Origin of the sequence: Kosakonia quasisacchari (genome assembly GCF_004331415.1) — a bacterium.
Taxonomy (GTDB): domain Bacteria; phylum Pseudomonadota; class Gammaproteobacteria; order Enterobacterales; family Enterobacteriaceae; genus Kosakonia; species Kosakonia quasisacchari.
Genome location: NZ_SJOP01000007.1, coordinates 193,544 through 218,853, shown reverse-complemented (window position 1 = coordinate 218,853; position 25,310 = coordinate 193,544). Strand labels below are relative to the sequence as shown.

At 50.3% G+C, this 25,310-nt stretch carries 28 protein-coding genes and 2 pseudogenes; 14 read left to right on the top strand and 16 right to left on the bottom strand.

Annotation, left to right across the window (positions count from 1 at the left end; genetic code table 11):
- Nucleotides 1-17 precede the first annotated feature (17 nt).
- The 3 genes from E0L21_RS10020 (at nt 18) to E0L21_RS10010 (ending at nt 2,913) form a co-directional block, all read left to right on the top strand.
- Nucleotides 18-224, top strand: coding sequence for an excisionase (locus E0L21_RS10020; protein WP_131409031.1), 207 nt, complete (start codon nt 18-20; stop codon nt 222-224).
- A complete protein-coding gene (locus E0L21_RS10015; RefSeq protein ID WP_131409029.1) occupies nt 185-1,375 on the top strand; it encodes a site-specific integrase in 1,191 nt (396 codons plus the stop codon). Before E0L21_RS10020 ends, E0L21_RS10015 begins: the two co-directional genes overlap by 40 nt.
- A gap of 296 nt (nt 1,376-1,671) precedes the next feature.
- On the top strand, nt 1,672-2,913 hold the full coding sequence (locus E0L21_RS10010) for an integrase (RefSeq protein ID WP_131409027.1): 1,242 nt from the start codon (nt 1,672-1,674) through the stop codon (nt 2,911-2,913).
- Nucleotides 2,914-3,375: 462 nt separating this feature from the next.
- On the opposite strand, the gene E0L21_RS10005 is transcribed toward E0L21_RS10010, so the two are convergent.
- Nucleotides 3,376-3,612, bottom strand: a complete 237-nt coding sequence (locus E0L21_RS10005; RefSeq protein ID WP_131409025.1) for a hypothetical protein — start codon at nt 3,610-3,612, stop codon at nt 3,376-3,378.
- A 36-nt stretch (nt 3,613-3,648) separates the two neighbouring features.
- On the opposite strand from E0L21_RS10005, the pseudogene E0L21_RS10000 reads away from it, so the two are divergent.
- Nucleotides 3,649-3,774: pseudogene (locus E0L21_RS10000) on the top strand (transposase); the annotation flags it as partial.
- 144 nt (nt 3,775-3,918) lie between these two features.
- A pseudogene (locus E0L21_RS25480) lies at nt 3,919-4,000 on the top strand (integrase arm-type DNA-binding domain-containing protein); the annotation flags it as partial.
- 108 nt (nt 4,001-4,108) lie between these two features.
- On the opposite strand, the gene E0L21_RS09995 reads toward E0L21_RS25480, so the two are convergent.
- Nucleotides 4,109-5,017: a cation diffusion facilitator family transporter gene (locus tag E0L21_RS09995; protein WP_131409023.1), complete on the bottom strand. Its 909-nt coding sequence runs from the start codon at nt 5,015-5,017 to the stop codon at nt 4,109-4,111.
- Nucleotides 5,018-5,174: 157 nt separating this feature from the next.
- Between E0L21_RS09995 and E0L21_RS09990 the strand changes: the two genes are divergently transcribed.
- The 5 genes from E0L21_RS09990 to flhC all read left to right on the top strand — a co-directional run bounded on the left by E0L21_RS09990 (nt 5,175) and on the right by flhC (nt 10,677).
- Nucleotides 5,175-5,864 (top strand): VIT1/CCC1 transporter family protein, encoded by a 690-nt coding sequence (locus tag E0L21_RS09990; protein ID WP_131409021.1) that lies wholly within the window; start codon nt 5,175-5,177, stop codon nt 5,862-5,864.
- Between the two features lie 30 nt (nt 5,865-5,894).
- Nucleotides 5,895-6,431, top strand: coding sequence for a cytochrome b561 (cybB, locus tag E0L21_RS09985; RefSeq protein ID WP_131409019.1), 537 nt, complete (start codon nt 5,895-5,897; stop codon nt 6,429-6,431).
- Nucleotides 6,432-6,853: 422 nt separating this feature from the next.
- Nucleotides 6,854-9,079, top strand: coding sequence for a KAP family P-loop NTPase fold protein (locus tag E0L21_RS09980; protein ID WP_165501895.1), 2,226 nt, complete (start codon nt 6,854-6,856; stop codon nt 9,077-9,079).
- A 678-nt stretch (nt 9,080-9,757) separates the two neighbouring features.
- Entirely contained in the window at nt 9,758-10,105 is a 348-nt protein-coding gene (gene flhD / locus E0L21_RS09975) for a flagellar transcriptional regulator FlhD (protein WP_131409015.1), read from the top strand.
- A gap of 14 nt (nt 10,106-10,119) precedes the next feature.
- Nucleotides 10,120-10,677, top strand: coding sequence for a flagellar transcriptional regulator FlhC (flhC, locus tag E0L21_RS09970; protein WP_165501897.1), 558 nt, complete (start codon nt 10,120-10,122; stop codon nt 10,675-10,677).
- 117 nt (nt 10,678-10,794) lie between these two features.
- Here the strand turns inward: flhC and E0L21_RS09965 are convergent, their stop codons facing one another.
- The 14 genes from E0L21_RS09965 to fliF all read right to left on the bottom strand — a co-directional run bounded on the left by E0L21_RS09965 (nt 10,795) and on the right by fliF (nt 22,214).
- On the bottom strand, nt 10,795-11,394 hold the full coding sequence (locus E0L21_RS09965) for a helix-turn-helix domain-containing protein (RefSeq protein ID WP_131409011.1): 600 nt from the start codon (nt 11,392-11,394) through the stop codon (nt 10,795-10,797).
- A 67-nt stretch (nt 11,395-11,461) separates the two neighbouring features.
- A complete protein-coding gene (fliR, locus tag E0L21_RS09960; protein ID WP_131409009.1) occupies nt 11,462-12,241 on the bottom strand; it encodes a flagellar biosynthetic protein FliR in 780 nt (259 codons plus the stop codon).
- A 2-nt stretch (nt 12,242-12,243) separates the two neighbouring features.
- Nucleotides 12,244-12,513: a flagellar biosynthesis protein FliQ gene (fliQ, locus tag E0L21_RS09955; RefSeq protein ID WP_131409007.1), complete on the bottom strand. Its 270-nt coding sequence runs from the start codon at nt 12,511-12,513 to the stop codon at nt 12,244-12,246.
- 10 nt (nt 12,514-12,523) lie between these two features.
- Nucleotides 12,524-13,285, bottom strand: a complete 762-nt coding sequence (fliP, locus tag E0L21_RS09950; RefSeq protein WP_165501894.1) for a flagellar type III secretion system pore protein FliP — start codon at nt 13,283-13,285, stop codon at nt 12,524-12,526.
- The gene (gene fliO, locus E0L21_RS09945) at nt 13,282-13,686 is read right to left on the bottom strand and encodes a flagellar biosynthetic protein FliO (protein WP_131409005.1); all 405 of its coding nucleotides are present in this window, start codon (nt 13,684-13,686) and stop codon (nt 13,282-13,284) included. Before fliO ends, fliP begins: the two co-directional genes overlap by 4 nt.
- Entirely contained in the window at nt 13,686-14,087 is a 402-nt protein-coding gene (gene fliN / locus E0L21_RS09940; protein WP_131409002.1) for a flagellar motor switch protein FliN, read from the bottom strand. The genes fliO and fliN overlap by 1 nt, the downstream gene beginning before the upstream one ends.
- A gap of 7 nt (nt 14,088-14,094) precedes the next feature.
- Nucleotides 14,095-15,099: a flagellar motor switch protein FliM gene (gene fliM, locus E0L21_RS09935; RefSeq protein WP_131409000.1), complete on the bottom strand. Its 1,005-nt coding sequence runs from the start codon at nt 15,097-15,099 to the stop codon at nt 14,095-14,097.
- A gap of 5 nt (nt 15,100-15,104) precedes the next feature.
- Nucleotides 15,105-15,608 (bottom strand): flagellar basal body-associated protein FliL, encoded by a 504-nt coding sequence (fliL, locus tag E0L21_RS09930; protein WP_131408998.1) that lies wholly within the window; start codon nt 15,606-15,608, stop codon nt 15,105-15,107.
- Nucleotides 15,609-15,761: 153 nt separating this feature from the next.
- Complete coding sequence (locus E0L21_RS09925) at nt 15,762-17,015, bottom strand: flagellar hook-length control protein FliK (protein WP_235855221.1); 1,254 nt, start codon at nt 17,013-17,015, stop codon at nt 15,762-15,764.
- 1 nt (nt 17,016) lies between these two features.
- Nucleotides 17,017-17,460, bottom strand: coding sequence for a flagellar export protein FliJ (fliJ, locus tag E0L21_RS09920; protein ID WP_131408996.1), 444 nt, complete (start codon nt 17,458-17,460; stop codon nt 17,017-17,019).
- A 15-nt stretch (nt 17,461-17,475) separates the two neighbouring features.
- Nucleotides 17,476-18,843: a flagellar protein export ATPase FliI gene (fliI, locus tag E0L21_RS09915; RefSeq protein WP_131408994.1), complete on the bottom strand. Its 1,368-nt coding sequence runs from the start codon at nt 18,841-18,843 to the stop codon at nt 17,476-17,478.
- Nucleotides 18,840-19,553, bottom strand: a complete 714-nt coding sequence (locus tag E0L21_RS09910) for a flagellar assembly protein FliH (protein WP_131408992.1) — start codon at nt 19,551-19,553, stop codon at nt 18,840-18,842. Before E0L21_RS09910 ends, fliI begins: the two co-directional genes overlap by 4 nt.
- Nucleotides 19,540-20,526: a flagellar motor switch protein FliG gene (gene fliG / locus E0L21_RS09905; protein ID WP_131408990.1), complete on the bottom strand. Its 987-nt coding sequence runs from the start codon at nt 20,524-20,526 to the stop codon at nt 19,540-19,542. The genes E0L21_RS09910 and fliG overlap by 14 nt, the downstream gene beginning before the upstream one ends.
- Entirely contained in the window at nt 20,523-22,214 is a 1,692-nt protein-coding gene (gene fliF, locus E0L21_RS09900) for a flagellar basal-body MS-ring/collar protein FliF (RefSeq protein ID WP_131408988.1), read from the bottom strand. Before fliF ends, fliG begins: the two co-directional genes overlap by 4 nt.
- Nucleotides 22,215-22,456: 242 nt before the next feature.
- Here fliF and fliE point away from each other — a divergent pair, with 242 nt between their 5' ends.
- The 4 genes from fliE (at nt 22,457) to cheY (ending at nt 25,309) form a co-directional block, all read left to right on the top strand.
- Nucleotides 22,457-22,792 carry a flagellar hook-basal body complex protein FliE gene (gene fliE, locus E0L21_RS09895; protein ID WP_131408986.1) on the top strand — a complete coding sequence of 112 codons (336 nt, stop codon included), beginning with the start codon at nt 22,457-22,459 and terminating at the stop codon, nt 22,790-22,792.
- A gap of 202 nt (nt 22,793-22,994) precedes the next feature.
- Nucleotides 22,995-23,840 carry a CheR family methyltransferase gene (locus E0L21_RS09890; RefSeq protein ID WP_131408984.1) on the top strand — a complete coding sequence of 282 codons (846 nt, stop codon included), beginning with the start codon at nt 22,995-22,997 and terminating at the stop codon, nt 23,838-23,840.
- Nucleotides 23,837-24,883 carry a protein-glutamate methylesterase/protein-glutamine glutaminase gene (locus E0L21_RS09885; protein WP_131408982.1) on the top strand — a complete coding sequence of 349 codons (1,047 nt, stop codon included), beginning with the start codon at nt 23,837-23,839 and terminating at the stop codon, nt 24,881-24,883. Before E0L21_RS09890 ends, E0L21_RS09885 begins: the two co-directional genes overlap by 4 nt.
- 36 nt (nt 24,884-24,919) lie before the next feature.
- Complete coding sequence (gene cheY / locus E0L21_RS09880) at nt 24,920-25,309, top strand: chemotaxis response regulator CheY (protein ID WP_020454839.1); 390 nt, start codon at nt 24,920-24,922, stop codon at nt 25,307-25,309.
- Nucleotide 25,310 lies beyond the last annotated feature (1 nt).

Here is a 25,310-nt window from a genome sequence, read left to right as displayed (position 1 = left end):
GCCGGTGTGGAGAATCTATGCTGAACCTCGATTGTGTTCCCATCTCGACGTATTGCAAAGAAACCGGAGAAACAGCAGAGGCCATCAATAAACGTTTACAGCGAGGCGTTTGGTTTGAGGGTGTCCAGGTTTTGAAAGTGGAAGGTGTTAAGGAAAGATGGATTGATCTTAGTGAGGTTGCTAAATGGGCAAGACAGAATCGCCAAAGCTCCCGCGCGGTGTGACCATAAGGAAACACAGCCAGGGAGAGACGATCAATATTACTTTCACCTATAAAGGGGTTAAATGTCGTGAGCCCCTTTCAAATCTGGAAGTGAATAATAAAAACCTGAAATACGCCGAGAGAATGCTCGGCGAAATTCATAATAAAATCGAACGTGGTTCTTTTATTTATGCCGAATATTTTCCCCGTTCGGCAAGACTGAAAATATTCGGTAATGCCTCTACTGGTAAAACAGTAAAAATGTACCTTGATGAGTACCTGTCAATATGCGAAACACGGAAGTTATCACCATCAACCATTGGCGGTTATAAAAAATGCCGCAGTGCTTTGAGTGATCTTCATTCATTTCCGGCAAGTGAACTGACGCCGGCGGCAATGAAATCCTGGATCCAGAACCGGACAACGACGTTGAAGACCATCAGAAACCAGCTTTCTTTTTTGCGATCTGCTCTTGATGAGGCGGTAACCGATGGCGTCTTACAGATTAACCCGGTATCGCTGGTCACCGCTTCCCGGTATCAAAGCGATAAGGCCAACTCTGACAGTGACTATATAGTCGATCCCCTTTCACCTGCTGAAGTGGATGCCCTTCTCTCTTCATCCGGTAACAAGCAGTGGGAAAACCTGTTCATGTTCGCTATTCAGACCGGTTTACGGAGTTCAGAACTCTGCGCTTTACGCTGGCGCGACATCGATTTTATCGGGAAAACGGCCCACATTCAGAGCGCCAGTGTCGTAGGGGTGATTAAAGGGACAAAAACAAAGGCGGGAACACGAAAGGTTGAACTTAACGATCAGGCTATGGCGGTGCTGACATCACAGAAAGCTTTCACCTTCATGAAGGACGCAACAATATTTGAGGATCCGAAAACAAATAAACCCTGGGCGAGCGCTGACGCTATCCGCAAAAAAGCGTGGGTGCCGACGTTGCGAAAGGCCGGTATACGTTACCGAAATCCGTATCAAACCAGGCACACATTCGCGACCCGTCATATCAGCCAGGGCGCCAACCTTTTCTGGCTCGCTGGCCAGATGGGGCACAAAGGGCCAGAAATGCTTTTCAGGCATTACGGATCGTATTTAAAAGAGTACGACGGTAACACAGAAAAAAGACCCAGGCTGGTCGGCGGCGGGACACGAAAGGAGCCGTAAAAGAGCCGCAGAAAATATAACTGAAAATAAATATTTAGCTTTCAGTTAGTTGCAAAATTTCGGACACGGGTTCAACTCCCGCCAGCTCCACCAAAATTCTCCATCGGTGATTACCAGAGTCATCCGATGAAGTCCTAAGAGCCCGCACGGCGCAAGCCCTGCGGGCTTTTTGTGCCCTCAATTTGTCCCGCGAAGTCCGAAGAGAACTAATTAAATCCGAAACTTTTAGGCACCTTGTTAGGCACCTCATAAAGCTTTATTGTTTTTGAGGTGCCTAAAACTATGGAAACCCGGCAATGGCAAGACAAACCAAACCTCTATCCGTTAAAGAAATCGAATCTGCTAAACCCAAGGAAGCGGACTACGTTCTCTATGATGGCGATGGCCTTGAGCTACTTATCAAATCCAGCGGGAGTAAAATCTGGCAGTTTCGCTACATTCGCCCTGTTACCAAGAAACGAGCGAAGAAGAGCATCGGCCCCTACCCGTCAGTTACCCTTGCCGATGCCAGAAACTACCGGGCAGAGTCTCGTTCTCTTCTGGCGAAACAAATCGACCCTCAGGAACATCAGCAAGAACAACTTCGCAGTTCGCTGGAAGCCAAAACCAATACTTTCCAGCTCGTAGCTGAACGATGGTGGAATGTGAAGAAAGCCAGCGTAACCGAGGACTATGCCGACGATATCTGGCGCTCTCTTGAAAGAGATGTCTTTCCTGCAATTGGCGACGTTAGCGTTACAGATATTAAAGCTCACACACTGGTTCAGGCCGTCCAACCGGTTCAGGCCAGAGGAGCACTGGAAACCGTTCGTCGCCTGTGCCAACGCATTAATGAGGTCATGATCTATGCCCAGAACACAGGCCTGATTGATGCGGTGCCCAGTGTCAACATCGGAAAAGCATTCGAGAAACCGCAGAAGAAAAACATGCCAAGTATCCGCCCAGATCAGCTACCGCAGTTAATGCAAACGATGCGTACGGCAAGTATCAGCCTGTCTACACGATGCCTGTTTATGTGGCAGCTTCTCACCATTACCCGCCCTGCCGAAGCCGCTGAAGCGCGATGGGATGAGATCGATTTTGATGTTAACGAATGGAAAATTCCAGCAGCTCGAATGAAGATAAATCGAGACCATACGGTTCCATTATCAGATGGGGCTCTTGCTATTCTGGAAATAATGAAGTCTCTCAGTGATGGCCGAGAATTTATCTTTCCGAGTCGCATCAAACCAACCCAGCCGATGAATAGCCAGACAGTGAATGCAGCACTTAAGCGTGCTGGATTAGGCGGCGTTCTCGTTTCTCATGGCTTGCGTTCTATTGCCAGCACAGCGCTCAATGAGCAAGGATTTCCGCCAGATGTCATAGAGGCTGCACTGGCTCATGTGGACAAAAATGAGGTACGACGAGCTTACAATCGCAGCGATTACCTTGAGCAACGTCGTCCGATGATGCAATGGTGGGCTGATTTGGTAAGCAAGGCTGACAGCGGGAGTATTGTTGAAAACGGAAAAAGAGAGCTAAAACTTATAGCCTGAGCTTCTGGCTGGGCTAGTTTTATTGGTGAGTATTATTGGTAATAGTGCATTGGCTCAAACCGGCTCTGCAGATTTCGTAGATAAATCACAATAAAATCTGACAGTCTGGTTTGAACAAAAAGTGGAAGTTACAATTGAATTGCCAACTGGTCTTCGGGAAAAGGTATGTGAGGCTTTGAGGATTGCATCAGAAAAACGTAGATAGGGGAGCTTATTGAGAAGGGAAAAGCAACCAGACATCAACAGAAAAGTACTGGTGCAGTCAGAAAAAGTAAATGACGCTTTATGTTTCTCCCGCTACATCTGCCATACGTTGCAGATGTAGCGGGGGTCAGAGATAGATGAGCAGGTTATTTACTTCAAATCACAGGTCGATCATATCTCAGATTAGGGACAAGTAATATTTTATTATAGGCTCCCCCTCTTCTTTCAGGAAACGGATATACTTCATGAACTATTTTTTTACTCATGAAGAAACTCAGCAATAATACGTTTCACATGAATTTTCCTATCAGCATCAAGTCGTTCAAGGTCACTCTCAATTTTATATAAATATTTTTTCCCTCCGTGAGATTGCGCCACTCGCTTAAGTATTTTAAATTCTTCATCACACAAACACGCTGTTAGAGCCAGATCACCCGGGTTCCATGATGAAGACATAAAAGCATCAACATGAATCGCCACGGGTTTAACAGACACCTCGGAATCATTCCATTTAAGATGACTTAAAGAGAGGTGCCCATGAGCGGTAAACGTTATCCCGAAGAGTTAAAATTGAAGCAGTCAAACAGGTTATTGATCGCGGCCATTCTTTTTTTCAGTGTGGCTACTCAACTTGATATCACCTCGCACAGTCTCTATCCCATCTTCTTTTCTCATCTTTTTCTCATCAAAAGGAGTGAAAAAATTTTTAGGCACCTATATAGGCACCTAAGGAAAGTTGAACCAGACATTAGATTAAATATTTCAAACAATTACAGCATCAATTCAGACTCCGCCAGCGCAATGGCAAGACAAACCAGCACCTCTATCCGTTAAGGAAATCGAATCAGCTAAACCCAAGGAAGCGGACTACGTCCTCTATGATGAACTGATACCGCACTCTGTGTACACAAAGAGGACAAGTCGAGGCGTAAGGCGCCTGCTTCTCGCTCGGAGCAAACATAACAACCCAATATTGTCATCGTACTTAATCCTACATACAACAACGTTCAGGGTTTGTTGAAAACGGATCAATATGTACCATGACGTTGAGAATGTTGTTCTTTTGCAAAACTCTCTCCCGTGCTGCTACCGCAATTTCGTGTCCCTCCCTGACAGACAGATATTCCGGAACCTCAAGATGCACATCAACCAGGATATGATCTCCTGCCTTGCGCGTTTTAAGATCATGCAAACCAGCCACACCCGGTGTGGAAAGAAGAATAGTTTTTATTTCATGTTCCTTATCTATATCGGCAGAGCGGTCCATCAGGTCATGTAGTGAATCAGAAGTGAACGAGTATCCCATACGGAGTATCAGCACTCCGACTAAAAGAGAAGCCGCTGTATCGAACCACGGATATCCTGCCAGGGTGCCGATAATACCAACAGCGACAACAACAGATGATGCAGCGTCAGAACGGGCATGCCATGCATTTGCAGCGAGCAAGGAGGACTGGACACGCCTGGCCACCCTGAGCATATACCGGAACAGCCCTTCTTTTATTATCAATGCGGCCAGCGCCACCCACAAGGCTCCGACATGCACCGCAGCAAACGCCGTCGGATGCAGCAATTTACCGGTAGCGGACCACAACATTCCGGCACCTACGGCGATTAACATTATCCCAAGAAGCATTGACGCACCGTTCTCATACCGCCAGTGCCCATAATGGTGATCGCTGTCAGAAGGTTTATGGCTTTTTTTATTGGCAAGCAATACGACAAAATCAGCAACTAAATCAGAAAGAGAATGAATACCATCAGAAATTAATCCCTGAGATCCTGAAAATATACCCGTTAGAATCTGCATGAGCGATAAAACCAAATTAACAACAACGCTGATAAATGTGCTTTTTCGTGCCATTGCTGAACGATCATGACACCCATTATCATTACGCATATTAATATTCCAGGAAATAAAAAAACAGATTTAAGATTATACTTATCCAATCTTAATGTGACGTTAAGGCTGAAAGAATAAATTATCTGGTAATGCAGCATTTTATATATCAGTAATGTGTGAATTATTAATTATTGATTAAAAGGACAACCTGACAATGCATCTGGAACTACACAGTATCGGAAGAGTGGGATGGTTAAGGGCCGCGGTGCTGGGGGCAAATGATGGCATTGTATCCACCGCGAGTCTCGTTCTTGGTATCGCGGCGGCAGGTACCACGTCATCAGGTATTTTGCTGGCGGGGATTGCCGGGCTCGTCGCCGGTGCGATGTCGATGGCAACAGGAGAATATGTCTCCGTTTCATCCCAGACGGATACAGAAAACGCCGCCCTCGCCCAGGAAAAAAGAGAGCTGGTTGCCGATTATGAAGGAGAAGTACTGGAGCTTACGTCGTTGTACATTCAGCGGGGGCTGGAGCCTGGGCTTGCTCGCCAGGTTGCACAGCAGCTTATGGCTAAGGATGCGCTGGACGCACATGCCCGCGAAGAGTTAGGACTGACGGAAACGAATTCGGCACAACCTCTTCAGGCGGCCATTTTTTCGGCGCTCAGTTTTTCTGCCGGAGCCGTGTTGCCTTTGATTGTTGCATGGTTAGCACCCGCCACACTGGTTTTCCCGTTCGTCATCCTTTCCACTCTATTTTCACTCACCCTCCTTGGTTATATCTCATCGGTTGTGGGCAAAGCGTCACCACTGAAAGCAATGCTTAGAATCACTTTCTGGAGTGCAATGGCTATGGCTTTATCGATGGGAGCAGGCACACTCGCAGGCCAGGTATTGGCTTAGAAGATCGTTTAATTCTCAGGAAAGATCAAAATGAAAAAATATTCGGGTAGTCAGATAGCATTACACTGGCTGGTGTTACTGCTTATCGTCATAACATACGCTGCGATGGAATTCAGGGATATTTTCCCTAAAGATTCTGCAGAACGTTACTGGATGAGCATCACACATTACACTTGTGGTGTCAGTGTACTTATTCTGATGCTGGTCAGAATGATATTCAGGTTTCTCACCCCGGAGCCACCGGTTGTTCCACCGCTGCCCCAATGGCAGAAACTCAGTGCTGTTGTTGTGCATTTTGTTTTATATGCGCTTTTCATCTTACTTCCGATTCTTGGGGTCGTGTCGCTCTATTTTGGTCAGAAAGGGTGGAGTTTTCTTTTTATAAATATGCCGGTGGCATCCGTAAAAAATAGTCTTTTGCAACACAACCTGAAGGAAGTTCATGAGTTACTGGCTAACACTGGTTATTTCATCATTGGTTTGCATGCAGCGGCAGCCCTAATGCATCACTATATATGGCGAGATAACACGTTAAAAAGAATGATGCCCGGGAAATATCAGGATTAACATAGAGTCCCGTAAGGTTTCCAGTCTGAACAGACTGATAAGTCTGTTCAGAACCGGTATGACTCACTGAGTGCTATATCTCATCCTCGGGGCTCAGGTCAGAGCATCTCATTACAGGGACGTCAACAAGCCCTAAGAGCCCCACTGCGCAAGCCCTGCGGGCTTTTTGTTTTCCCTTCCCGCTCAACCCACGCCAATAATTCATTAATATTCAAACTGTTAAATAACATTCACTATCTCATTTACGACCAGACTCGAAGCCCCTCCTACATTTCATAGGTTGTGGCTTGTCTTTTTTCTCAAGACACTCCCTTAATAAGCGTATGCGACGGATAAATTGAAAACATGCATGGAAATGTCGTGCCCGGCACGGCTGTTTCCCTGTGCCGTGATCTGGATGAATGAATGGAACAGGTATCAAAATGAAAACAGATGGAAGATATGGTCTGGTTGGCCCGGACGCACCGGTAAAGAACGAGGATGAAGATCGTTACGGGCTGACGGCGGTGGCCAAAGGGCTAGCGCAGGCAATCCAGGCAATGGACGATGAAGGTTCCGCCGTCATTGGTATCGAAGGTGTTTGGGGCTCAGGGAAGACGAGCCTTATAAATTTACTCCTTAATGAACTCAAGCAAACCCGGGATCAGAAGACACATGTGCTGCATATCTCTCCCTGGCTTAATGGCGACAGTGTAAGCCCGGTCGCGTCGCTTTTAATTCCCGTCGCGCTGATCCTGGATCAGGAGCAAACTCGCACATTACCTGAAGAAGAACAGAAGATTAAGAGCGCAAAAAAGACGCTGAATGAGACAAAAGATCGTGTGTTGCGCTATGTCCGCTCGACCGCCAGGCTCGCCCAACCGCTGGCAGATATGGCGAGTATCATCCCGCTTCTGGGTGGCGTGGATAAGGTTACTGAAGCGCTGACAAAGCTCGGCTCAGACAGCGAGAAAAGTGCCGCCGATCTGCGCGCTGAAATTGAAAGCAGTCTGGAAGAACTTGAGCTGACATTTATTATTATTCTCGACGATCTCGATCGGCTGGAACCGGCACAAGCCGTCGAAATCTTGCGTATGGTACGTTCGGTCGCGGATTTCCCCCGCTTTCGTTACGTGATGTGCTACGACCGCGATGTGCTGGCAAAAGCCATCGAGCACGGACTTGGCGTCACTGATGGGCGCTTATACCTGCAAAAAATCGTGCAACTCTCGTTCAGCCTGCCGCGCCCGGAAGCGTTCGACCTGCACCGGGAATTCCTGGCCGGCGCGCTTGAACTGTATAAAAAAATTCAGGGACGCGATTTAGATGAAGAAGCGATTTCAGTGCTGAATAAAGCGGTGGATGCCTATGGCAACGAGTTCTCCACGCCGCGTGAAGTCCGCCTGGCATTAAACGCATTACAGTTTCGCTACCCGGCGATGCGCGATTATGTCTATTTTCCCGATCTCTGCTTTTTGCAGTTACTGCGCGTAGTTAACCCAGGCCTGCATGACTGGGTCGAACACTATCTCACCGAGCGCTCTATTGTCGAAGCCGGTGACGGAACCATTAACAACGAAGACCAGAACGCAATGGCGGGCGATCTGGTTAATAAACTCGCTTTGTTCAAATACGCTTCGGGTCGCAATGTCTGGACGCTTGGCCGCTGGGTGCCCGGCGTGCAAGGCAGCAGCGAAAAAGAGGCCAGTCTGTTCATGGAAATAAATGAGAGCAGACGAGAAGAAATGGCAGCGCTACGACGTCTCGGCAGCGCGGGCTACTGGCGCTATTACTTTTCTTTTTCCGCGCCGCAAAACGTACTGCCGGAATCGGCCATTGAGGAGGTTTTATCGATGGCTGGCAACGACGAAGAGCAGCTCGCTCAGTATCTGCTCGGCAAAATTCACAGCAAAGGCGTCTCTACGCAGACCTGGTTTGAGCATATCGTCACCCGCCTCACTCCGGGTGTTATCGCGAAAGCAAAACCCGAACAATTGTACGGGCTGCTCAATTTTTTCTTCCAGCGAGCTGATGTTATTGAAGAAAAATTCAAGCAACGGGATGCGTTATACCGCATGCAAGAATCCGGCACTGGCGTACTGGCCTTACAATTGACAAAGCAACTACATAACCAGGATCACGTCCGTTTATGCACGTTTATTGAGGAGCGGATAAAAAATGGCGAGGCGTTCTACTGGATAGTCCAGTTTTACAGCAGCCTTTTCAAACCGCGTGAAAACGATTCAGCCGATCTGTCGCCATTTTCCGTCCACGAGCTCGCAGCATTACGTACAACGCTCGCCGAACGCATGGAGCGCGAGAGTGTGAAGAGTCAGCTCCTGGCTGCTCCGCAATTATTAAGTTATCTCTACGCGTGGCGAGATATTGCGAGCGAAGAAGTGGTGAAAGCCTGGGTTAGCAAAGTCAGCCATACCGATGCCGGTTTTTTGCAACTGCTGCTGGCAATGCGCACCGTCACTATTAGTAGCGCTAAAGGCATCTATTTCTCTTTGGATCTCGATAGAGCCGCAGAGTTTTTTGACGAGCAAACGGAACCAGAAGCGCGTATAGAGAAGATTGCCGAAACGCAAGATCTCTCGCTATCAGAGCCGCTACTTGAAGTGCAGAAAGCGGTAGTGCTGTCCGATCCCTTTGCTGCAGCCTTTTAACCCTTCGCACTAACGCGTTCATGACCCTGCTATTTCAGGCAAGTCAGTGTTAACTTTCACGGCTTGCCCTTATCCATTTAGCGCAAAGTAAGGAAAAACTTATACAGGTCGTTTTTATTTGCATCGACTTTGTTCAACTTTTTAAATAAGCGTTGTGATTTTTCTTATATGTGAAACATACAGATCAAATTGTTAATTTCATGTAATTAATTAATATTAGAATAAAATCATTCTCATTCTCTAAAATCTTAATAATTTATAGATTACTTTCAACAAGATAAATTAAACCCGTTAGAAAAATCGTATCTCCATTGGCATTACTGCATTATGTAACTAAAGTTATTAAAATTCTTTACAAAGCAAGCAACCACTTGAATTAATTGATTAAAAATAAATAACAAAAATCCAATTCGACGAATCGCCTATTTTTTCCGCATTATTTCGATTGTTCGCATGCCCCCTTTTGTGTAAACTTATTTCCGTTGTCAGGAAAAGTCCTGGAAACAAAGATTTAAGCAGGGACATAATATAATCTCCTGCACAATTATATTAAAGCTGTTAAAAGATTTACCTTTTAGTATTTTTAATTAATATCGAAATGAAGTGGTTGCTCGCATATTTAATTTTTAAATAACAGCGAAAGACAGCGCATCGCCTGTTTTTTGCGGGAGCAACTTTATGAACGAACAAAATTTTGACGAACAAATGCAGTCTATCCAGGATCTGAACCTGTCCTATTTATTACTGGCACAGCGTCTGATTCGTGAAGATAAAATTGCAGCCGGTTTCCGCCTCGGTTTAAACGAAACCACGATGGAAACCTTACGCAGCTTGTCACTGCCGCAACTGATTAAACTGTCCACTTCTGGTCAGCTGATTAGCCGGTTGCGTATTGATGATGATGTGATGATCAACTGCCTGACCAAAGATTCGCGAATTGATGCGCTTCAGCGTTTGCATACCGGCATTATTTTGTCGAGCAATCTGCTTAATACCCTCAATCAAGATGGCAGCGAGGCGGCTTAATGGAAGACTCAATGTTGCAAGAAAAAAGCATTATGTCGGAAATTAAAGATACGCATATTGCCATGCAGTTGATTAATTTCGGCGCCAGAATGCAGGTGCTGGAGAGTGAAACCAGCCTTAGCCGCAGAAAACTGTTAAAGCTTTATAAAGAGCTGAAAGGGGATTCACCGGCGAAAGGTATGCTGCCTTTTTCCGCCGACTGGTATATGGCGTGGGAACAGAATATTCACTCGTCCATTTTTTATAATATTTATCTGTATTTGCAGAAGGTCGAACCAGGACGCACGGTCGAATTGATGCTGAAAGCCTACCGTATTTATATGGAACACGGTTTGGCTGAAGAAAATGAAGAACCGGTGCTGGGGTTAACCCGTGCATGGACGCTGTTACGCTTTATCGACGGCGGCATGCTCAAACAGACGCAGTGCGATTGTTGTGGTGGCAGCTTTATCACCACGCCGGAGCACATGTTCAACGGCTTTACCTGCAGCCTCTGCGTGCCACCGTCACGCGCGCTGAAACGTAGCCCGCTGCTCAACTTCGCGGCTGGCGCACCCACCACATTGCAGTAATGGCATGATTTTGCCCCCAGTCGGGGCAAAAACATCTTCAAGCCGCCAATAGCAGCCTCGCCTGGTCAGCATCACGTTGAGCAGGCGAGGCTGTTGTCTTTCTGTTATTTGCGCCCGTTATGACAAGCGGGCAGTAAATACACCACGATAATAACTCGGACTGATGTTAAGCCGCATAAGGATATCGCGCCGGTGAACGTAGGCCGTTTTCAGGCTGATCCCAAGTTCGGTAGAAACATCCTGTGCGCTGGCTCCGGAAGCCAACAGACAAAGCACCTCGCGCTGGCGCTGTGTTAAAAGCGGGAGCGCGGGATACCGCAGCGATACTGTCCCTTTACGCGACAGCAAACGGCTGATTGACTCATAAATGTGCCGAATGGGCGTATTGAGACACAGGGTCGGAATATCCGGCATCAAGGCGGGCAAAACAGGGTCAAGATCGTCGCTCAGCAACAGGCAGGGCACATCAGGCTTCGCTTCACGCAAATACTGCATAGTGTTCATCAACGACATCAGATTGGTGGTCTGCGTGGCAACTGCAATCACAAAGCGCACTTTATTGCAGGATACTGCATACGCGTCTTCCGGGCTTGCGATATGGCTAATGCGCAAGCTAGGACGATAAAACTTAATCAGCGTGGTTAATCCCAGTGTCGAAAACACATCTTCACTGTAAATCAGAACGTTAGCGATACTAACTGCCTTTTTTTCACTCATAGTCCTTTACCTACTCAGCGTCACATCCAGTGACAAATTGCGATGATTAAAAACGTCCCTTCCGGCGTTATTTGAATCCTGTCAGGATCACAAACAGATGGTCAAAAATGCCCGCCATCATGTTTTCAAAGAAGGGTGCAAGCGTGTACATCACCAGCGACATGGCTACCATGCCGACAGTTAAAGAAAGCGGAAAACCGATCACAAAAATCGAAAGCTGCGGCGTCAGGCGATTGAGCAATCCCATTGTCAGGTTGAGGCACAGCAATAAGGTGATAACCGGCAGGCCCAGCATTAAGCCGTAGCGAAAGATCAGGCTGCCTGCTTTGACCATCGCCATAAATCCTTCATGACCGAGCGGCGCGGCGCTAATCGGGAAAGCCTCAAAGCTGTTCGCCACCACTTCCAGCATATAAAGATGGCCATTGAAGGTCAGAAACAGCAGCGTGACAAAGAGGTTCAGCAGCCGTGAAACGACCGGCATACTCGGGCCACCGCTGGGGTCATAAACCATGGCGAAAGAGAGGCCCATCTGCATACCGATAATCTCGCCTGCGTGGCGTACCGCCACGAAAATCAGCTGTACCGCAAGCCCGATAGCGATACCGATAATCAGTTGCTGACAACAGGCCCAAAAGCCGTCAAACGAAGCGATCGCAATGTTGCTCTGCGGCAGTTGCGGGGCGACAAGAAAAGCAGTGATCAACGCCAGCGCGACTTTTAACCGCGCGCTCATCTGTTTTTCACTGAAGATCGGTGCCGCACCGAACAGGGCGAGCATGCGCAGGCACGGCCAGAAATACTGGTTCACCTGGTCATAAAGATTAACCAGCGAGAGCGTAAGCATACTTAACGGATGATATAGGGCAGGCTACTGAACAGACCACGCATGTAGTCAACCAGCGTTGACAGCATCCACGGCCCGCAAGCGATCAGCACCACCACGATGGTCAGGATCTTCGGAATGAATGAGAGCGTCATTTCGTTGATCTGCGTCGACGCCTGCAAAATACTGACAATCAAACCCGCTGCCAGCGCGGCTAACAATAATGGTGTGGCAATAAACAGCCCGACTTTCGTCGCCTGGAAACCAAGCGACATGACACTTTCAGGGGTCATCTTCTTCTCTCTAACTAAAAAAGCTTTGCGCCAGGGAACCGATAACCAGCTGCCAGCCATCCACCAGGACAAACAGCATCAGCTTAAAAGGCAGGGAAATCGTTGCCGGAGGCACCATCATCATCCCCAATGCCATCAGCACACTTGCCACCACCAGGTCGATAATCAAAAAAGGAATGAACATCGTAAAGCCGATCTGGAAACCGGTTTTCAGTTCGCTGGTCACAAACGCAGGCACCAGAATGCTCATTGGCACATCGTCGGCAGTATTAAACTGCTCTGCTTTCGCGATGCGGGAAAAGAGCGCCAGATCCCCTTCACGGGTCTGTTTAAGCATGAAGGCGCGCAAGGGTTGCGACCCTTTTTGTAACGCGACTTCCATCGAAATCTTATCCTGCGAGAGCGGAACCCACGCTTCGTCGTAAATACGGTTCAACACCGGAGACATGACGAAAAACGTCAAAAACAGCGCCAGTCCCAGCAGCACCTGGTTAGGTGGCGTACTGGCGGTGCCAAGGGCGTTTCGCAGCAGCCCGAGCACAATCACAATGCGGGTGAACCCCGTCATCATCAGCAATATCGCGGGCAAAAACGTCAGCGATGTCATTAAAACCAGCGTTTGTACCGGCAGTGACCAGCTCTCTCCATTCGCTGAATGGCTAAGCATGATGTCGCTACCGGCCGCCCAGGTCAGCCCGGCGGGAAAGAAAATCCCGGCAAGCGCTATTCCAGAGCCAAGCATTCCCGGTAACAGGCGAGTGTTGCGTTTCATTTTTTGCCCTCACCTTTATGCCGGGTAATGCGATTCACTAAAGCCGCCTGAAGACTGGCAGCAAACGGCGCAGCCTGAATCGGCTCAGCGTCCGCTTTTTTCTCCATCGTCATCAGGTTAGTAATATTTTCCTGCGTCACGCCCAGCAACAACCATTTGTCATCCACTTCGACAACCACCAGACGCTGCCTCGCGCCAAGGGACTGGGTGTGTTTTACCGACAGAATGCTATTTCCCTTTACCATTCGTGAAGCAACGCCAGTGCGACGGCAGATCCAGGCAACCGCCACAATCAGCAACAGCACAAGCGCCAGCGCGCCAACAACATTGCCAATAGAGACCGGAGCCACGGCAGGCCCGCCGGCAACGGGCTGAACGGTATTAAGTGATGGGGTATTCATTATCTGCTCAGGCGGTGCATACGTTCGGAAGGCGTAATAATATCGGTGATACGAATACCGAATTTATCCGAAACGACGACCACTTCACCTTGGGCAATTAAGTAACCGTTAATCAAAATATCCAGCGGCTCACCGGCTAACCCTTCAAGGGAAACAATGGCGCCTGGGCTGAGTCTTAATAACTCTTTGATGGTCATTTTTGTGCGCCCCAGTTCCACGGTCATTTTGACCGGAATGTCGAGCACCAAATTTAAATCTTCCGAAAAATTAACCATCACATCGTCTTTCACCGTAGCTTGCAGCTCGGCACTATTTTCGTTCATTTGTTCGCTCATCGCGTCGCCCCAAAGGTCGTTAAGCGAGGATTTATTTGACCCCGATTCAAGTTCCATATCACTCATTCGTTGGTCACTCCTTCTTTAAGGCTAATAATGTTGAATTCATCAAATTTTCCACCTGGATGGCATACTGATTATTGGCGCTGCCATATTTACCGGACATGACCGGCACATCGTTAACAAACCCGCCAATGTCTTCAGGCTTTTCCAATGGAATAATATCGTCAGGTTTCAGGCTCATAATTCTGGACAAGCGGGTAGAAATCTCAGCGAATTTCACCACCAATTCCAGTTCGGTATCACGCATTTGCGAAGCGAGCGCGCTACGCCACTGATTGTTTTCGTGCTGTGAGTTTTCCAGCGGCGGGTTGGTCAACAACTCGCGAATCGGTTCGATAATGCTAAACGGAATACAAATTTGTAATTCACCGCTGTGCGAACCGATATCCACCTGAAACGGCGTGGTCACCACAATATCATTCGGTGACGACGTGATATTGGTGAACTTCACCTGCAATTCAGAACGGACAAACTCTGTTTTGATCTTATAAATAGATGTCCAGGCGTAATCATATGCTTCGCGCGCCATGGCCAACATACGCTGGATAATACGCTGTTCTGTGGGCGTAAATTCGCGACCATCGGCCTTTGTCGGGAAACGACCGTCGCCGCCAAAAAGGTTATCCACCGCGGTAAACACCAGGTTGGGCGAAAAGACGAACAGTGCCGTGCCGCGCAGCGGATGCATGTTAATCAGATTCAGACTCGTCATCACCGGCAAATTGCGGGCAAATTCATGGTACGGCTGAATTTTAATGTTTCCGGCAGTAACATCCGGGCTACGACGCAAAATGTTAAATAAACCGATACGAAACTGTCGCGCAAAACGTTCATTAATAATTTCCAGAGAATATAAACGTTCACGAATAACCCGACGCTGCGTATTGGGATCATAAGGTTTGATATTATCTTCTGCTGAGGAAATCGCCGTTTCTGCGCTATTTTTCTCTTCGCCGCCAGGGCCGCCATTCAAAAGATTATCGATCTCGTCCTGTGATAAAATGCTGTCCGACATAATAGTTACCGTAAAATGAATGCATTAAACAGGACGTTTGTCACCATCGGTTGAGGCTGACCAGCAAGCGATACGTTAACCGCATCTTTTACTTTTAATGCCAACGTTTCTTTCGCCTTATCATCGACTAATTCAGCCGCTGTTTGTTGAGAAAAAAGCACTAACAAATTACTGCGAACTTCAGGAAGATGTTTTTCCAGTATCGCTTTCGTTGCGGTATCTTTAACTTTCAACGTCAGGCCAATATACAGAATGCGATCATTTTCCTGGGCGTCTGGTTTTAGACTGACCGTAAAGGTATCCAGGTCCAAATATACCGGCTCTACTTGCTCAACGGGTGCGGCAGGGGTTTTACCGTTGTTCCCATTAGCAACTTGCGTTTTGAGTTTGTTAATTTCCATATAGGCATAAGCGCCACCAGCGCACATACCAATAAGAATTAACAAAATGAGTAAAACCAACAGCGGGCTTTTTTTCCCACTCTGGGCGGCTTGTTTCTTCTTCGGCATTTGATGAATAACTCTGTAATTAAAAATAAATCAGGAATCATACTTAAGACAGATAACCTGCTGGATGCCGTTATTTTAATACAGCACCCATGCAGGACAATTCCCTGATAAACTGAAATTACTGTCAGCACCTTGCCATTTAGCGCATTCGTATCAAGCGAACGTATTGATTCCGCGGGAATAATGCATGATGTGCGAGCGTGTTGGGCTCTCTTCTTCCAGCGAAATAGCCCCTTCACCTTGTTCTGGATCAGACTTTCCTTGCCCGGAGGCATTGCCCGATGTCGTCTCTCCCGCCGAAGAGGAGGTGTCTGCGCCAACGCTGCTCTGTCCAAGCGAAATACCGGACTCTTCCAGCATAGTGCGCAGGTTCGGTATCGCTGATTCCAGCGCCGAGCGCACCTGATGGCTCTCCGAAACGAAATGGACCTGGGCTTGATCGTTATTCACACGCAGGCTGATTTGTAACGCCCCCAACTCCTCAGGATGCAGGCGCAGCTCCGCATGGTGAACGCCATTACGGGTAAATACCGCGATCTGCTGCCCCAACGATTGCTGCCACGCGGGTGTGCCAACCTCCGCCTGTAAGGTGCCAGTCGCCATCGCCGGAGACGCTAACGCGGGCGTTGTTGACGGTGCCGTAACGGGTGCCGCGTGAGAAATCGCACTCAGTTGCGGTACTGGTTCGCCAGCTTTCACTGCATGTAACGCCGTCGCAAAACTCTCACTCGCAGGCGCTGCCTGGGTTTGCCCATTGCCCGTTAGCTGCGCAGTGTCCGTGGCTGGCAAACGAGATTCGCTGCCCTCAACGGCTTTATCCGCAAGCGGTGCAGGCGAGTGAAGCGCAGCCGTTATCCCCTGCCCTTTTCCGGTCGCGGGTGCGCGCTCCGTTGCGGCTGTCAGCGGGGTTTGCACTTTCTCACCAAGAACAGCGGAGAAAGTCACCTGTGCTAATGGGTCAGCAGGTTGAATGTCGGTCGCCACTGCGGCCGGTGTAAGTGCGTTTGCCGGTGTTGCAGCAAGTGCAGGCTCAATCGCGTTCTGCGGTAAAGCCGCCAGATCTGCCAACGCCGGTTGCGCGGCCTGTTCACCCTGGGCAAGCAGCGCATCTGCGGTGGTCATTTCCGCAGGCAACGCTATTGTCTTCGCCACTTGCGCCAGCGGATCGATAGCCAGCGTCGCAGGCTGCGCCAGACGGGCGTCGTCTGACGGCTCGTCTTTTTTGTCCGCAGGTTTTTTATTCCCTTCCTGCGCAGGCGCTTTGTTGTCGGTTTTTGCGGGTTGTTCTGCCGCCAGCTGTTTTTTCAGCGCGGAAGAAAACTCGCCCTCTTCCTGCGCGGATGACGTGGATGCCGTCTGGCGTCCGCTATCGCTTGCGGGAGTAGGGTTTGAAGGTCTGATAATCATCTTATATATTCCTTTGGCTGGCGCGACGGGCAAACTCATCCATCAGCTTTTGTTCCAGCCGGTTCTCTTTTAACAATCGCTGGGCTTCAGCACGGTTTTTCAGCGCTTCAAAAGCATTCAGCCGCTGCTTATCTTTTTTCCAGGCATCCTGCACGTTATCCACGGCAAACTGGCTGGCGGAAACCCGCCTGACCTGTTGCTCAACCACCCCATCCAGAGAGGTTAAAAAACGCTGCTGTGTCTGTAGCGCCATGATTGAAACGCAGCTTTGCGTCAGCGTTGTTTGCATTTGCTGGCGGTATTCTTGCGAGTAAGTGCGCAACTGTTCCAGGCGGGAGGTCTCCTGGACATGCGCCTGGCGAGCGCTGCCGAGCCGTACCGTCGTGTCATTGAGCTTCTTTTCCGCCAGCTCACGCAGTACATCCATTGGGTTATGGCTGGCCATTACGCGCTATCCGCATTAGTTCGCCCCGGTATCCGGAAACAGCGCAGAAAGCGCCGCGCAGGAGGTCGGATAGTCACAGGATTCATGAATCCCCTGATGAAGGTAATGCTCCATGTTGGGGTAGAGGCTAATGGCCTGATCCAGTAAAGGATCGCTGCCTGCCGCATACGCCCCCACGCTCACCAGATCGCGGTTACGCTGGTAAGACGAAAGCATCTGTTTAAAGCGCTGCACCTTTTTGTAGTGCACCGGTTCGATAAGTTCGGTCATCGCGCGGCTTATCGAGGCTTCGATATCAATCGCCGGGTAGTGGCCCGATTCCGCCAGCCTGCGCGAGAGCACAATATGGCCGTCGAGGATCGCACGCGCCGAATCGGCAATCGGATCCTGCTGGTCATCCCCTTCCGTCAACACGGTATAAAACGCGGTGATCGAACCGCCGCCTTTGGTGCCGTTACCGGCACGTTCCACCAGCGCGGGTAGCTTGGCGAAAACCGATGGCGGGTAGCCTTTGGTCGCGGGCGGTTCGCCAATGGCGAGCGCAATTTCGCGCTGCGCCATCGCGTAGCGGGTTAAGGAGTCCATAATCAGCAGCACGTCGAGGCCGCGATCGCGAAAATCCTCGGCGATACGCGTGCAATAGACCGCGCCCTGCATACGCAGGATCGGCGACACATCCGCTGGTGCGGCGATGACGACGGAACGTTTAAGCCCCTCTTTACCGAGAATGTTCTCGATAAAGTCCTTCACCTCGCGGCCGCGCTCGCCAATCAACCCGACGACAATGACGTCCGCTTTGGTGAAGCGCGCCATCATGCCCAGCAACACACTTTTCCCGACGCCGGAACCAGCAAACAGCCCCATACGCTGGCCACGGCCAACGGTCAGTAAGCCGTTGATCGCACGAACCCCGACATCAAGCACGTTTTTAATCGGATCGCGCTGCAGCGGGTTAAACGGCGCGGTAAATAACGCCCCACGGTCAGTCGAACCCGGCGCTGGCAGGCCATCAAGTGGACGCGCACTGGCATCCAGCACGCGGCCGAGTAATTCCGGTCCCAGCGGCAGCAGTTTGCCTTTGACGTTGTTCCCAAAGGCATACACTCTGGCGCCAGGCAGCACGCCTTCGACGTTTTCCAGCGGCATCAAATAGAGGGTTTCGGCATTGAATCCCACCACTTCGCTTTCTACGCGCTGGATGCCCGTTTCGCTCTCGCGTTCAACGATGCAAAGCGTGCCGATCGGTAATTTCAGACCGACAGCTTCCATCACCAGCCCGGTCGCGCGTGTCAGCCGACCATAACGGCGAAACAGCGGCAGTTCCGCCATTTTGTGCTCGCGCAGGTCAATGCCATCAAGCCAATTTTTTAACCGGATGGTCATAACGCGAAGTCCTCACGACTCAGGTTACACAGCTCGTTCCAGCGGGTTTCCGTGGTGGCGTCCAGCTCGCCGCCGTCGGTGGTGAGACGACAACCGCCCGGCAACATTTGCGCATCGGTACGCAATTCCCAGCCACGTGTTTCCAGCACCGAACCCAACATCTCCTGCACAGCGGCAGACTCCTCGGCGCTGACCCACAGTTGCACATTGCCTTGCTGCAACGTGTCTTCATGCAGCAGTTGCTGAATACGGGTCATCAGCCAGGCGTTGGTCGCGGTCGACACCACGCTTTCGCCCAACAAGCTGCGCGCCGCCATCAGGGCGACCTGCACCAGACGCGCAGGCATCACGCTGTCGAGGCTGTCGAAGGTTATCTTGACGTTATCAAACAGTTGGGCGAAATCATCCGTCTGCTTCTGCTGTTGCTGAAGGTAGTCCGCCGCGCCCTGCGCCGCGCCCTCTTCCCGGCCTTGCGCAAAACCGTCTTCGTAGCCCTGTTTTTTGCCTGCTTCCAGCCCCTGCGTCTGCCCCTGGGCAAAGCCTTTTTGCTCAGCCTGTTTGCGCAGACGCGACAACTCTACCTGCATCGCGGCTTCTGTCGCCGGATCGCTTGCCGGAACGACCTCGCGCAGTTCGCTATCCTGGGCGAATGACTCCTGCAGTAAATTTTCCGGCTGCCACGACTGCCACTGTTTTTTAGACGTAGACATCGTCGCCTCCACCCAGCACGATTTCGCCAGTTTCCGCCAGACGACGGACAATCAACAGGATCGCTTTCTGCTCGTTTTCGACTTGCGACATACGGACAGGGCCACGGGAATTCAAATCGTCACGCATAATATCGGCCTGACGTTTGGACATATTGCGGAAGAACTTATCGCGCAACGCGTCTTCCACGCCTTTCAGTGCCACCAGCAGGGATTCGTTATCCACTTCCTGCAAAATACGCTGGATACTGCGATCTTCCATTTCGACAAGGTTTTCGAACAGGAACATCTCGTCGATGATCTTCTGCGCCAGTTCCTGGTCGTATTCGCGCACCGCTTCGATAGCCGCGTCTTCCTGGTGGGATTTCATCATGTTGAGGATCTCCGCCGCAGGACGTACACCGCCCATCTTGTTGCGCTTGATGTTCTGACCGTGTAGCAAGTTGTTCAGCACTTCGGTCAACTCCTGCAACGCTACCGGCTGAACACCGCCGAAGGTGGCGATACGCAGCATGATGTCGTTACGTTCGCGCTCATCGAATTTCGCCAGCAGATCGGCTGCCTGGCTGCGTTTCAGATGCACAAGGATGGTGGCAATAATCTGCGGATGCTCATCGCGGATGAGGTCAAAGACCATCTGCGGCTCCATAAAGTTGAGCGTTTCAATACCGTTACGCTCATCATTGTTTTCCAGCAGATCTTCAAGCAGCGCATTCGCCCGCTCTTCACCCAACGCTTTCACCAGCGCACTGCGCAGGTATTCGTTGGTATTCACATCCATCACGGCAAACTCACCCGAATCGCGGCGGAACTCTTTCATCACCGCGCCCAGTTGATCGTGGGTATAGCTGCCGATATGAACCATGGCGCTACTGATTGATGTAACTTCATGGGTATTCAAGTGCTTAAACACTTCGGCTGCACGCTCGTCACCGAGCGTCAGCATGACTATGGCGCTTCTCTGGGCGGCGTTCATGACGACTTCTGCTCCTTATTCAACCATTGGCGAAGAACCAGCGCGATAACCTGCGGTTCTTGATCGGCCATTTCACGCAGTTGCTGCGCGCCTTGTTCCGCCTCAACGCGCTGCTGTGCTTTCGCCATTTCCGCGCTCTGACGTTTACGGATTTGCTCATCCAGCTCGGCCTGGCGCGCCTCTTTTTCCATCTCCATACGCTGCAACAGCATATCCTGATGGCGCGTCCAGAACGGTTGCACCGCTTTACGCCACAGGATCCAGGCGATCAGCAACACAAACAGATAACGGGCGCCAGACATCATCAGTTTGATGACTTCAGGCTGTTTCCACAGCGGAACCGGCGGTTCATCAGCCTCAGCGCTGAACGGGGTGTTCACGACATTCAGCGTATCGCCGCGTTTGTCGGAGTAGCCCATCACTTCTTTCACCAGCGCGTTGATCTGGTCGAGCTTATCTTTGCTAAGCGCGGCGCTTTTACCGTCTGCGCCTGGCGCATAGTTCACCACCACCGCAACAGAGAGACGTTCCACCGTACCGGTGCTGCGCTTGATATGAGTGAGCGTTTTGTCCACTTCATAGTTGGTGGTTTCATCGCTCTGCTTGTTGTACGGCGTCGCAGGCGCAGCGGGTGTCACCGTTGCGTTCGCATTCGCGTTGGTCGCACCTTGCCCATTGGCTTGCGGCGCTGCCGGTTGCACAATCGGTGCGGAGACTTCTGCTGGCGGCTGGTTACTTAACGCACCCGGCACGCCACCCACCGCATTCTTACCACCTTGCTCAGCGTTACTGCTCTGGCGGCTGCGAATAGCCATATCTTCCGGGCGGCTGTTAGGCTGGTACTGCTCCGCCGTTTGTTCGTGCTGCGTGAAGTCAACCTGCGCGGTTACCTGCGTTCTGACGTTTTGCGCGCCGACAATCGGTGCGAGGATGGCCTGAATGCGATTCTGGTATTCCGCTTCAATTTTGCGCGTGTATTTGAGCTGCGTGGTCTGCGTCGCCTGCTCGCCGCTCTGCGTCATCAGATGTCCGCTTTGATCGACAATCGTCACGCGATCGGCGCTGAGGCCCGGCACGGCGCTGGAGATCATGTACGAGATCGCGCTCACCTGCCCGGCATCCAGCGTTCTGCCGCTGATCAGCGCCAGCGTCACCGACGCAGAAGGTTGCTTCTGATCCTGCAGAAACAGGGACGGCTTCGGCATCGCCAAATGAACCCGTGCGGTATTTACCGGGCCAAGCGTTTCGATGGTGCGCGAAAGCTCGCCCTCCAGCGCACGCTGGAAGTTCACTTGTTCGTTAAACTGGCTGATGCCAAATTTTTCCTGATCAAGCAGTTCAAAGCCCACTGCGCCACCTTTCGGCAGCCCCTGCTGGGCCAATTTGAGACGCACTTCATACACCTGTTCAGCGGGTATCTGAATAGAACCGTCACGATCCGCAAAGCGGTACGGTATCTGCATCTGTTTCAGTTGAGTGACGATCGCCCCACCATCCTGCTCGCTAATATTGCTGTACAGGACACGGTAGTCTGGCTCTTTAGCCCAGAACAGCAGTGCAATCACTATTGAAATAGCAGCTGCGGCGGCAATGAAAAATATCATCCGGGGATTAAGCCGAATATTATCAAACAGTGCCTTAATATCGACACTGCTTTTCTTGTTACTGCTTTGGGTCGTGGCAGTCATGCCAATGTCCTGTAAAAGTGATCGCCGCAATAAAAATTAAAGAGCATTACGGCTCGCCTCATTTGGTATGAAATAAGTAAACGCAAAAGTATTTCCCAAGGGAATTCCTGGTTGAGTATTATCTACAAAACAGGCCATTTTCTAAGTGGTAAAAAGGTGAAATTTGTGTCAGCTATTCAGGTTATGCCGTTTTTCGCGCCACATGATAAGCTTACGGCTAATTACTACTAAGGTTGTTTTCTATGTCTATGAATGCAATAGGTGGGGTACTGGATCAGATTCAGTCCCAGGCCAGAAAAGTCTCAGACGCGTCAGCGCTGAACCCTTTTACTACAAATCGTAATGTCGAGAGTAAGTCACAATTCTCTGATATTTTATTTAACAGTATTAACAATATTAGCCAAATGCAGACCACCGCTAAAACCCAGTCACAGGCTTATCTGTCCGGTGTGGAAGGTATTGGCTTAAACGATGTGATGGTTTCAATGCAAAAATCATCGCTGGCATTAAATCTTGGTATTCAGGTACGCAACAAATTAGTAAATGCTTATCAAGACATTATGAATATGCCGGTATAACCGCTAAGTATTATCTTAATGCCGATTACCCCGGAAATATGGTTGCTATTTTTCACACCCGAATCATCCTGGATATTTCTTATTAAGATTTAATAGCACACACGCATTTGTCGGGTGATGAGTCACTCATCATTTGCGGATACGTGTGTGCGCAATAAACCAGTGAATTACCGTCAATATTATTATTGGTTGTCAGAAAAATATGCATTCCATTACTCCGAACACTCCACAAGCACCCATTGTGCTGACCGAGAGTGAATTAGAAAAAATCAGCAAATTGATATACCAGCGCGCGGGTATTGTCCTCACCGCGCAAAAACGCGACATGGTTTATAACCGTCTCTCCCGTCGTCTGCGCGAGCTGAATTTAAAAGGTTTTGAGGATTACACCGATCGACTGGTGGCGAATCCAGGCAGTGACGAGTGGCAGGTATTTGTGAATGCCCTGACCACTAACCTGACTTCTTTTTTCCGCGAGGCGTATCACTTTCCGACGCTGGCCCGGCATGCCCAGTCCAGAAGCGGAATGTACAACGTCTGGTGCGCAGCCGCTTCAACCGGCGAAGAGCCGTGGTCAATCGCGATGACGCTGGAAGAGACGCTGGGGCGCAGCATTACCGGCCCGCGAGTGCTGGCCACCGATATTGATACCGATGTACTGGAGAAAGCCAGCCTCGGTGTTTACCGGTTAAGTGATATCGACAACCTGACCGAACAGCAAAAGCGCACCTGGTTTTTGCGCGGGACTGGCGAGCATCAAAGCAGAGTGAAAATCAAAAGTGAACTTCGCAGCACCGTGCAGTTTCGCCAACTCAATCTGATTAATGCGCAGTGGGATATTCCCGCGCCTTTCGATGCCATTTTTTGCCGTAACGTGATGATTTATTTCGATCAAAACACCCAGGAGAAGCTGCTGCAGCGCTTCGCGAAAATGCTGAAACCCGGCGGGCTGCTCTTTGTTGGCCACTCGGAACATTTTCAAAATTTAACCAGCCCATTTCGTCTGCTCGGGCAGTCTGTCTACCGCCTTGGAGATCAAAAGCAATGAGAAAAATCAAGGTGTTGTGTATTGATGACTCGTCACTGATCCGCAAGATCATGACGCATATCGTTAATGAGCAGCCGGATATGGAGATGGTCGCCACGGCGCTGGACCCGATTGTCGCGCGCGATCTGATCAAGCAACACAATCCGGATGTGCTGACGCTGGATGTCGAAATGCCGCGCATGGACGGGCTGGAGTTTCTGGAAAGGCTGATGCGCCTGCGCCCGATGCCGGTGGTGATGCTGTCATCTCTCACCAGCAAAGGCTCCGATATTACGCTCAGCGCACTGGAGCTTGGGGCGGTGGACTTTATTACCAAACCACAAATGGGCTTACAGGAAGGCATGGCGCAATACAGCGACATGATTGCCGACAAAATCCGCATGGCGGCCAAAGCGCGCATCCGTCGCAGCGAAACAAAAGTGGCACCGCCTCGCGTGATTAAAGCCCCGTTGGTGGGCAGCGAAAAAATCATCGCCATTGGCTCCTCCACGGGGGGAACGGAGGCGCTGCGTCAGCTGCTGGAACCGATGCCGCCGACAAGCCCGGCCATTGTCATTGCACAACATATGCCGCCTGGCTTTACCCGCTCGTTTGCCAACCGGCTGGATCATCTGTGCCCGATGTCGGTGAAAGAAGCAGAAGACGGCGAGCGCATTCTTCCTGGCCACGTCTACATCGCGCCAGGTGCTTTTCATATGGAGCTGACGCGCAGCGGTGCGAACTACCACGTCGCGCTGAATGATAATTTGCCGATCAACCGCCACCGCCCCTCTGTCGATTCGCTGTTTCACTCGGTGGCGCGAAGCGCGGGGAAAAACGCCATTGGCGTTATTTTGACGGGGATGGGCAGCGACGGCGCAGCCGGGATGCTGGCGATGCGCCAGGCGGGTGCATGGACCATTGCGCAAAGCGAACGCAGCTGCGTGGTGTTCGGTATGCCGCGTGAAGCTATCGCGCTCAATGCCGCCTGCGAAACCGTCGATCTTGAGCAAATCAGCCAGCAAATTCTTCACCGTTCTGCCGGTCAGGCGCGCAGGATTTAATCATTTATTTCAATCCCTTTTATTCAGGAAAAAACAATGGCAGACAAAAATTTACGTTTTCTCGTTGTCGATGATTTCGCCACAATGCGCCGCATTGTACGCAATCTGTTGAAAGACCTCGGCTTTAACCGTGTTGAAGAAGCCGAAGATGGCCTGGACGCGCTGAACAAGCTGCGCGCAGATGCCTTTGATTTCGTCATCAGCGACTGGAACATGCCAAACATGGATGGCTTACAACTGCTGACGGAAATCCGCGCCGACGCGAATTTAAACAAAATGCCCGTGCTGATGGTTACCGCAGAGGCTAAGAAAGAGAACATCATCGCGGCCGCGCAGGCGGGTGCCAGCGGTTATGTCGTGAAACCTTTCACCGCCGCAACGCTGGAAGAAAAGCTGAACAAAATCTTTGAAAAAATCGGGTGGTAAC

Coding starts and splice junctions, on each gene's coding strand:
- E0L21_RS10020 (WP_131409031.1), top strand. CDS start 18: ATGCTGAACCTCGATTGTGTTCCCATCTCGACGTATTGCAAAGAAACC.
- E0L21_RS10015 (WP_131409029.1), top strand. CDS start 185: ATGGGCAAGACAGAATCGCCAAAGCTCCCGCGCGGTGTGACCATAAGG.
- E0L21_RS10010 (WP_131409027.1), top strand. CDS start 1,672: ATGGCAAGACAAACCAAACCTCTATCCGTTAAAGAAATCGAATCTGCT.
- E0L21_RS09995 (WP_131409023.1), bottom strand. CDS start 5,017: ATGCGTAATGATAATGGGTGTCATGATCGTTCAGCAATGGCACGAAAA.
- E0L21_RS09990 (WP_131409021.1), top strand. CDS start 5,175: ATGCATCTGGAACTACACAGTATCGGAAGAGTGGGATGGTTAAGGGCC.
- cybB (WP_131409019.1), top strand. CDS start 5,895: ATGAAAAAATATTCGGGTAGTCAGATAGCATTACACTGGCTGGTGTTA.
- E0L21_RS09980 (WP_165501895.1), top strand. CDS start 6,854: ATGAAAACAGATGGAAGATATGGTCTGGTTGGCCCGGACGCACCGGTA.
- flhD (WP_131409015.1), top strand. CDS start 9,758: ATGAACGAACAAAATTTTGACGAACAAATGCAGTCTATCCAGGATCTG.
- E0L21_RS09965 (WP_131409011.1), bottom strand. CDS start 11,394: ATGAGTGAAAAAAAGGCAGTTAGTATCGCTAACGTTCTGATTTACAGT.
- fliR (WP_131409009.1), bottom strand. CDS start 12,241: ATGCTTACGCTCTCGCTGGTTAATCTTTATGACCAGGTGAACCAGTAT.
- fliQ (WP_131409007.1), bottom strand. CDS start 12,513: ATGACCCCTGAAAGTGTCATGTCGCTTGGTTTCCAGGCGACGAAAGTC.
- fliP (WP_165501894.1), bottom strand. CDS start 13,285: ATGAAACGCAACACTCGCCTGTTACCGGGAATGCTTGGCTCTGGAATA.
- fliO (WP_131409005.1), bottom strand. CDS start 13,686: ATGAATACCCCATCACTTAATACCGTTCAGCCCGTTGCCGGCGGGCCT.
- fliN (WP_131409002.1), bottom strand. CDS start 14,087: ATGAGTGATATGGAACTTGAATCGGGGTCAAATAAATCCTCGCTTAAC.
- fliM (WP_131409000.1), bottom strand. CDS start 15,099: ATGTCGGACAGCATTTTATCACAGGACGAGATCGATAATCTTTTGAAT.
- fliL (WP_131408998.1), bottom strand. CDS start 15,608: ATGCCGAAGAAGAAACAAGCCGCCCAGAGTGGGAAAAAAAGCCCGCTG.
- E0L21_RS09925 (WP_235855221.1), bottom strand. CDS start 17,015: ATGATTATCAGACCTTCAAACCCTACTCCCGCAAGCGATAGCGGACGC.
- fliJ (WP_131408996.1), bottom strand. CDS start 17,460: ATGGCCAGCCATAACCCAATGGATGTACTGCGTGAGCTGGCGGAAAAG.
- fliI (WP_131408994.1), bottom strand. CDS start 18,843: ATGACCATCCGGTTAAAAAATTGGCTTGATGGCATTGACCTGCGCGAG.
- E0L21_RS09910 (WP_131408992.1), bottom strand. CDS start 19,553: ATGTCTACGTCTAAAAAACAGTGGCAGTCGTGGCAGCCGGAAAATTTA.
- fliG (WP_131408990.1), bottom strand. CDS start 20,526: ATGAACGCCGCCCAGAGAAGCGCCATAGTCATGCTGACGCTCGGTGAC.
- fliF (WP_131408988.1), bottom strand. CDS start 22,214: ATGACTGCCACGACCCAAAGCAGTAACAAGAAAAGCAGTGTCGATATT.
- fliE (WP_131408986.1), top strand. CDS start 22,457: ATGTCTATGAATGCAATAGGTGGGGTACTGGATCAGATTCAGTCCCAG.
- E0L21_RS09890 (WP_131408984.1), top strand. CDS start 22,995: ATGCATTCCATTACTCCGAACACTCCACAAGCACCCATTGTGCTGACC.
- E0L21_RS09885 (WP_131408982.1), top strand. CDS start 23,837: ATGAGAAAAATCAAGGTGTTGTGTATTGATGACTCGTCACTGATCCGC.
- cheY (WP_020454839.1), top strand. CDS start 24,920: ATGGCAGACAAAAATTTACGTTTTCTCGTTGTCGATGATTTCGCCACA.